The organism is Nocardia sp. NPDC058497, from assembly GCF_042720195.1.
Lineage (GTDB): Bacteria > Actinomycetota > Actinomycetes > Mycobacteriales > Mycobacteriaceae > Nocardia.
In genome coordinates, this window is sequence record NZ_JBHXMY010000007.1 from 1 (window position 1) to 6429 (window position 6429).

Genomic DNA, 6429 nt, shown 5'->3' on the forward strand with positions numbered 1-6429 from the left:
TGTGACACACCGTGAGACAGTCCCACTGTTATTGGTGGCGTGGGTGCCCTGGCGAGCGGCGGCCAGCTGCGCGATGACGACCTGGTGCATCAGCGCGACGTTGGCGGTCACGTCGAAGATCTCCGCGGGGAGGTCGACGGTGCCTTCGGTCTTGCCGCCTGCGGCCTTAACGGTCAGCGTCAGGTTGGCCTTCTTGTCGAGGCTGGTCATGCGTGCGCACCACCCTTCACGGCGCTCTTGACGATCACGACGTTGCCCTTGCGGCCAGGGATAGCACCCTTGACCTTGAGATGGTCTTTATGGGCGTCGAATTTGTGAACCGAGTGTTTTTGGGTGGTGACGCGGTCGTTACCCATACGGCCCGACTTGCGCTTGCCCTTGAACACGCGGCCGGGAGTGGCGCAGCCACCGATGGAACCCGGGCGACGGTGCACAGCCTGCGCACCGTGCGAGGCGCCCTGGCCCTTGAAGCCGTGGCGCTTCATGGTGCCTGCGAAGCCCTTGCCCTTGCTGATACCGGTCACGTCGACGTAGGTGCCCTCTTCGAAGACGTCGGCGGAGAGCTCCTGGCCGACCTCGAAGGTGGAGGCATCCGCGACGCGGATCTCGGTGACGTGGCGGCGCGGGGTGACACCGGCCTTGGCGAACTGGCCGGAAGTCGGCTTGTTCACCTTGCGCGGGTCGATGGCGCCGAAAGCGATCTGGACGGCCGAGTAGCCGTCGCGCTCCACGGTGCGGATCTGGGTGACCACGTTCGGGCCCGCCTTGATGACGGTGACCGGGACGACGCGGTTCTTCTCGTCGAAGACCTGGGTCATGCCGAGCTTGGTGCCCAGGATGCCGGCTGCGGGCCGGTTCTTGTTGTCAGTCATATCTCGAGTCCCCGTCACTGAATGTTGACGTCGACGCTGGCCGGCAGGTCGATGCGCATAAGCGCGTCGACCGTCTTCGGCGTCGGGTCGAGGATGTCGATGAGGCGCTTGTGCGTACGCATCTCGAAGTGTTCGCGCGAGTCCTTGTACTTGTGCGGCGAACGGATGACGCAGTACACGTTCTTCTCGGTGGGCAACGGCACAGGCCCGACCACACGGGCGCCAGTGCGGGTCACCGTCTCCACGATCTTGCGCGCAGACGCGTCGATCGCCTCGTGGTCATAGGCCTTGAGCCTGATGCGGATCTTTTGTCCCGCCACGCTAAGTGTCCTTTTCTCCGCTTTCCTTCGTGGTCACAGGAGCTGGCTCCTGCACCACCCTCATTTGCACAGCCCGAACACACGAAAGACGCCAGAACGCCACCGGGCACCGCCCAGTCCTCGCCGCTGTTCATCTGTCATGGTTCTCCGGTCCACGCGGTCGGGCGTGTCGCCTTTTCGCTCATTCTTCAGCCCTGGTCACTTGCTCACCGATGGCCTGGAACGTGGTCCCGGACGTATCCACGCCGGCGAACCAGCGGGATACAAACTACTGCTCGCCTCGCTCGACCCGTCCGCTCCGAGGAGAAGACATGATCCTGTGCAAGGCAACCCGAACAGTATGCACCATGCCGACGACGCTCTTCAAATCGGGGGTCATGAGGTATCGATCACGCCGTAGAAGGGCATCTACCTGGACCGCACCGCCGGCTGGACTGTGCCGGGCCATGGTAGCTGGCGCGACGCTCGCCCTGGTCGGCGGAGGGTTACGCGCTATCTTACTTTTGAGTAAGATAAGCCGCATGACACAGGAAACCGCCACATACCGCGGCTGGAAGAAACTTCCCGACAACCGCATCGGGCACGCGCTGTTCTCGCTCGGCATGGTCGCGCGGGTCCCCTACTTCGGCACGGTGCTGCCGCAGGTGGTGCGGCTCGAGCCCGGCGTCTGCGAGGTGACCTCGCCGAAGTGGTTCGGCATCCACAACCATCTGGGCACCTTCCACGCGATCGCGGCCTGCAATCTGGCCGAGGTCGCGATGGGCATGCTCAGCGAGGCCACCGTCCCCACCACCCACCGCTGGATTCCCAAGGCGATGAACGTGCAGTACCTGGCCAAGGCGGAGTCCGGGTTGCGCGCGGTGGCGAAGCTGGACGAGATCCCCGACTTCGCGGCGATCACCGAGGGCGTGAACCTGGTGGTGCCGGTGTCGATCTACGACAAGGACGGCATCGAGGTCGTGCACGCCGACATCACCACCTGGGTCACGCCGCGCTGACCTGACCTCGCCGAAGTCGCTGTACCGGTACGGTTGTGGGCGAGACGACAGACGGGGAGGGGAGTTCCGATGCTGGAAGTCGCGCACTTGGTCCGCCGGTTCGGCGACAACGTGGCGGTCGACGATGTGTCGTTCGCGGTGGCACCCGGGGTGCTGACGGGGTTCGTCGGCGGAAACGGGGCGGGCAAGACCACCACCATGCGAATGATCATGGGGGTCTTGGCCGTTCATTCCGGCGAGGTCCGGTGGGACGGCCGGGCGGTGACCGCGCAGGATCGGCGCTCGTTCGGGTACATGCCCGAGGAGCGCGGGTTGTATCCGAAGCAGCCGGTGGCCGATCAGCTCGTGTATCTGGCGCGGTTGCGTGGGATCGCGGCGAGCGAGGCCAAGGCGCGCACCCGGGAACTGCTCGACCGGTTCGGGTTGGCCGATCGGAGCAAAGACAAGCTCGAGTCGCTGTCGCTGGGTAATCAGCAGCGCGTGCAGATCGCGGCGGCGGTGATCGCGCAGCCGTCGGCGCTGATTCTGGACGAGCCGTTCTCCGGGCTCGATCCCGTCGCGGTGGATTCGATGGCGGAGTTGTTGCGCGAGTACGCCGAGCTGGGCGTGCCGGTGCTGTTCTCCTCGCATCAGCTGGATCTGGTGGAGCGGTTGTGCGATCGGCTGGTGATTCTCGCTGCGGGGCGAGTGGTCGGGCAGGGGTCGGTCGACGAGCTGCGCTCGGCGGGCGGATCGCGGTACCGGCTGGTGGTCGAGGGTGATCCGGGGTGGTTACGGGAGTATCCCGGGGCGCGGGCGGTCGAGATCGACGGGGCGCGGGCGCTGTTCGAATTCGACGGTGCCGACACCGACGGGGTGTTGAAGGAGGCCTTGTCGCGTGGGTCGGTGCGGGAGTTCGCCGAGGTGCGGCCCACGGTCGCCGAGATCTACCGGGAGGTGACGGCATGAGCGGCGTGTGGCGCATTGTCGCGGCCAGGGAGATCGTGGTGAAGCTGCGTGATCGCAACTTCGTCATCTCCACGGTGGTGACGGTCGTGGCGATCGTCGCGTCGCTGGCGGTGAGCGGGTTCCTCAGCAGCAGGCCAGACAAGGTCGACGTCGCGATCGCGGGGCCGGAGGCCGCGGTGGTGGTCGAGACGGCGAACGGCCTGGCCTCGGCCGCCGACACCGACACGACCTTCACCGGACATGCCGTCGCCGACCGCGCCGCTGTCGAACAGCTGGTGCGCGACGACGCGGTCGAGGTCGGCCTCGTTCCCGCCCAGCCCACCGGCTGGCAGCTCATCGGGAAGACCTCGGAGAACGACGAGGCCACCACCTATATCACCGCCGCCGCGCAGCAGATCGCGTTGCAGCGCAATGCCGCCGATGCCGGGGTCTCGCTCGAGGAGCTGGCTCGTGGCGCGGCGGTGAGTTATGAGCTGCTCGAAAAGGGCGCTGTCGACCCCGGATTGAGCAAGATCGTGGCGTTCGTTTTCGCGTTCCTGTTCTATCTGGCGTCGGTGCTGTTCGGGATGTCCATCGCGCAGAGTGTGGTGGAGGAGAAGCAGAATCGCATCGTCGAGATCCTCGCCAGCGCGATGCCGCTGCGGCAGTTGCTGATCGGCAAGGTCGCGGGCAATACGGTGCTGGCGTTCCTGCAGCTGGCGCTGTTCGTCGGGGCCGGACTGGCCGGCTTGGCGGCCACCGGAAAGGGCGCTCAGCTGGGCCAGATCGCCGGGGCCGCAGGTTGGTTCATCGTCTTCTTCCTCGTGGGGTTCCTCGCGCTGGCCAGCCTGTGGGCGGTCGCCGGTTCACTGGCCACCCGCAGCGAAGACCTCCAGTCCACCGCCACTCCCCTGTCGATGCTCATCATGATCGTGCTCTTCGCCGGCATCTTCCTCGACGGCACCGGCCGCGTGATCGCCTCCTACATCCCGATCACCTCCATCGTCGCCATGCCCGGCCGCCTCGCCGAAGGCACCGCCGCCTGGTGGGAACCCTTCCTGGCCTTGGCCCTGATGGCCGTGGCCACCTACGGCATCGTGATCGTCGCCGAGAAGATCTACCGCCGCTCCCTCATGCAAACCCAGGGCCGCCTGACAATGCGCCAGGCCCTGGCCTTGGAGGATTAGCGGGCCGCGCCGGAAACGTCACATGCCGGTTGGTTGCGCGGGGACGCGGGCAGCGGATTGAATGCGGGCGTGAGCGTTGCACGGGAATTCGATATCTGTGTGGTCGGGTTGGGGCCGACCGGGCGGGGGCTGGCGCATCGCGCTGCGGTGGCGGGGTTGCGGGTGGCCGCGGTCGATCCGCGGCCGGAGCGGTTGTTCCCGCCGACGTTCTCCTGCTGGGTGGACGAGCTGCCCGCGTGGCTGCCGGAGAGTGCGATCGCGCAGCGGATCGCGGCGCCGACAGTGTGGACGAAGACCGAGCATCGGATCGAGCGGCCGTACTGCGTGCTGTCGAAGTCGGGGTTACACGCGGCGCTGGCGCTCGACGACGCGACCGTGTTCGCCGATCGGGCGGTGCGGGTCGACCAGCACGAGGTCGAGCTCGCGGACGGGACGGTGATCCCGGCGGCGACGGTGTTCGATACGCGGGGTCTGCCGACGCTGGGTAAGCGCAGGGCGGCCTCGGCGCACGGGATCTTCGTCGACGCGGAGACCGCGGCGCCGATGGTCGCCGACGGCGAGGGCCTGCTGCTGGACTGGCGGCCGGAGAACGGCGCGGGCCCGGACGAGCCGCCGTCGTTCCTGTACGCGGTGCCGCTCGGCGACGGGACGGTGATCTTCGAGGAGACCAGCCTCGGTCTGCGCGGCGGGATGCCACAGCACGAGCTGCGCAAGCGGACCCTGAGCAGGCTCGCGGCGCACGGCATCCGGCTCACCGGCGACGAGCCGCACGAGGCAGCGCACTATCCCCTCGACCAGCCGCCGCCGAAGAAAGACACCGCGGTGGCGGTCCCGTTCGGGTCACGCGGCGGGATGATGCACCCGTGCACCGGCTACTCCGTGGCCGACTCGCTCGCCCTGATCGACACCGCTGTCAGCGCAGTACAGCAAGGCCATGACCCGATCGCGGCGCTGTGGCCGTGGCAGGCACGCGCGGTGTACTGGATGCGGATGCGCGGACTGTGGGGGCTGGGCAGGCTCACCACCGACCAGTCGATCGCCATGTTCGAGGCGTTCTTCACCGAGTCCGAACGCGGCCAGCGGGCGCTGCTCTCGGCCCACGAGGACTACACCGCCCTCGGCGCTGTCCTGTTCAACACCGTCGCCCACACCTGGCCGTTCCGCTGGCGCTACGACCTCGTCGGCTGGACCAACCGCGATCGCTGGCTCGACTACCCCTTCGCGCCCGCGGACGCAGAACGGCACGTGAGCTGACCCACGTGCCGTTCTGAACCGGACGGACCTACGACGACTCGGCCGCCTTCTTGTAGCCGACGATCGCCGGGTAGGCGAAGACCACGATCATGCCGACCGTCCACGCGACCGTCTTCAGCAGCGGCTCGGCGACCGGACCGCCGTAGGACAGGCCCTTCATCGCGTCGATCGCACAGCTCATCGGCTGATTCGCGACGACCGACTGCAGCCAGGTCGGGTAGGCGAAGACCGGGACGAACCCGGAATTGAAGAACATCAGCAGCGTGTTGACGATGCCGATCAGGCTGACCAGCATCACGCCCTCGGTGATGGTCGCCAACGCCGTCACCATGACGGCGAAGCCGAGACCGAACAGCACCGGGATGCAGATCAGCGCGATGTTCGCCAGCGGGTCCTCCATGAACAGGAACCCGAGCGGCACCGCGACCAGCAGCACGATGACCGTGGTGGTCAGGATGCGCAGTGCTTCGGCCAGCAGCCGGCCGGTGAGCAGCGACGCCCGGTTCAGCGGCATCGTGTAGAAGCGGCTGAGCAGCCCGCTGGCCTTGTCGCGTTTGAAGCCGAGCGCACTGACCACCGCGCCGGTCATCGCGGCCATCAGGGTGAGCAGCGCGGCCTGGCCGTAGATGCTCGGCATGCCGGTGGCATTGGTGATCGAGTTGCCGAGCACGACCTGGAACATCAGCAGGGTCAGCGCGGGATACACGACGGTCTGGATGGTGGTCGACGGGTCGCGCACCCACACCAGGAGCAGCCGTTTGCACTGGAGCAGGCTGTGGACGAACCACACCCACACCGAGGTCTCCGGCTTGGCGTCGATCACGGGCAGCACCGCCCCGGGGGTTGGCCCCGCCCCCCGGGGGTGGGATCC

8 protein-coding genes are annotated in these 6429 nt (G+C 67.2%); 4 read left to right on the plus strand and 4 right to left on the minus strand.

All coding sequences use genetic code 11. The annotated features are described in order from the left end of the window. The 3 genes from rplD to rpsJ all read right to left on the minus strand — a co-directional run. On the minus strand, positions 1 to 210 hold a 210-nt coding region (rplD, locus tag ACFWPJ_RS01360), incomplete at its 3' end, for a 50S ribosomal protein L4 (RefSeq protein WP_378845780.1). Further along, a complete protein-coding gene (rplC, locus tag ACFWPJ_RS01365; RefSeq protein WP_378845782.1) occupies positions 207 to 872 on the minus strand; it encodes a 50S ribosomal protein L3 in 666 nt (221 codons plus the stop codon). The genes rplD and rplC, both read right to left, overlap by 4 nt. A gap of 14 nt (positions 873 to 886) precedes the next feature. Continuing rightward, entirely contained in the window at positions 887 to 1192 is a 306-nt protein-coding gene (rpsJ, locus tag ACFWPJ_RS01370; protein WP_003938093.1) for a 30S ribosomal protein S10, read from the minus strand. Positions 1193 to 1713: 521 nt separating this feature from the next. Here rpsJ and ACFWPJ_RS01375 point away from each other — a divergent pair. The 4 genes from ACFWPJ_RS01375 (at position 1714) to ACFWPJ_RS01390 (ending at position 5558) form a co-directional block, all read left to right on the plus strand. Next, positions 1714 to 2190 carry a hotdog fold domain-containing protein gene (locus ACFWPJ_RS01375; protein WP_378845783.1) on the plus strand — a complete coding sequence of 159 codons (477 nt, stop codon included), beginning with the start codon at positions 1714 to 1716 and terminating at the stop codon, positions 2188 to 2190. Positions 2191 to 2259: 69 nt separating this feature from the next. Next, positions 2260 to 3138 (plus strand): ABC transporter ATP-binding protein, encoded by an 879-nt coding sequence (locus ACFWPJ_RS01380; protein ID WP_378845785.1) that lies wholly within the window; start codon positions 2260 to 2262, stop codon positions 3136 to 3138. Beyond that, positions 3135 to 4304, plus strand: coding sequence for an ABC transporter permease (locus ACFWPJ_RS01385; RefSeq protein ID WP_378845786.1), 1170 nt, complete (start codon positions 3135 to 3137; stop codon positions 4302 to 4304). Before ACFWPJ_RS01380 ends, ACFWPJ_RS01385 begins: the two co-directional genes overlap by 4 nt. Positions 4305 to 4373: 69 nt before the next feature. Then, entirely contained in the window at positions 4374 to 5558 is a 1185-nt protein-coding gene (locus ACFWPJ_RS01390) for a lycopene cyclase family protein (RefSeq protein ID WP_378845787.1), read from the plus strand. A gap of 28 nt (positions 5559 to 5586) precedes the next feature. Here ACFWPJ_RS01390 and ACFWPJ_RS01395 read toward each other — a convergent pair whose 3' ends face one another. Further along, the gene (locus ACFWPJ_RS01395; RefSeq protein ID WP_378845795.1) at positions 5587 to 6390 is read right to left on the minus strand and encodes an ABC transporter permease; all 804 of its coding nucleotides are present in this window, start codon (positions 6388 to 6390) and stop codon (positions 5587 to 5589) included. Between the last annotated feature and the right edge of the window lie 39 nt (positions 6391 to 6429).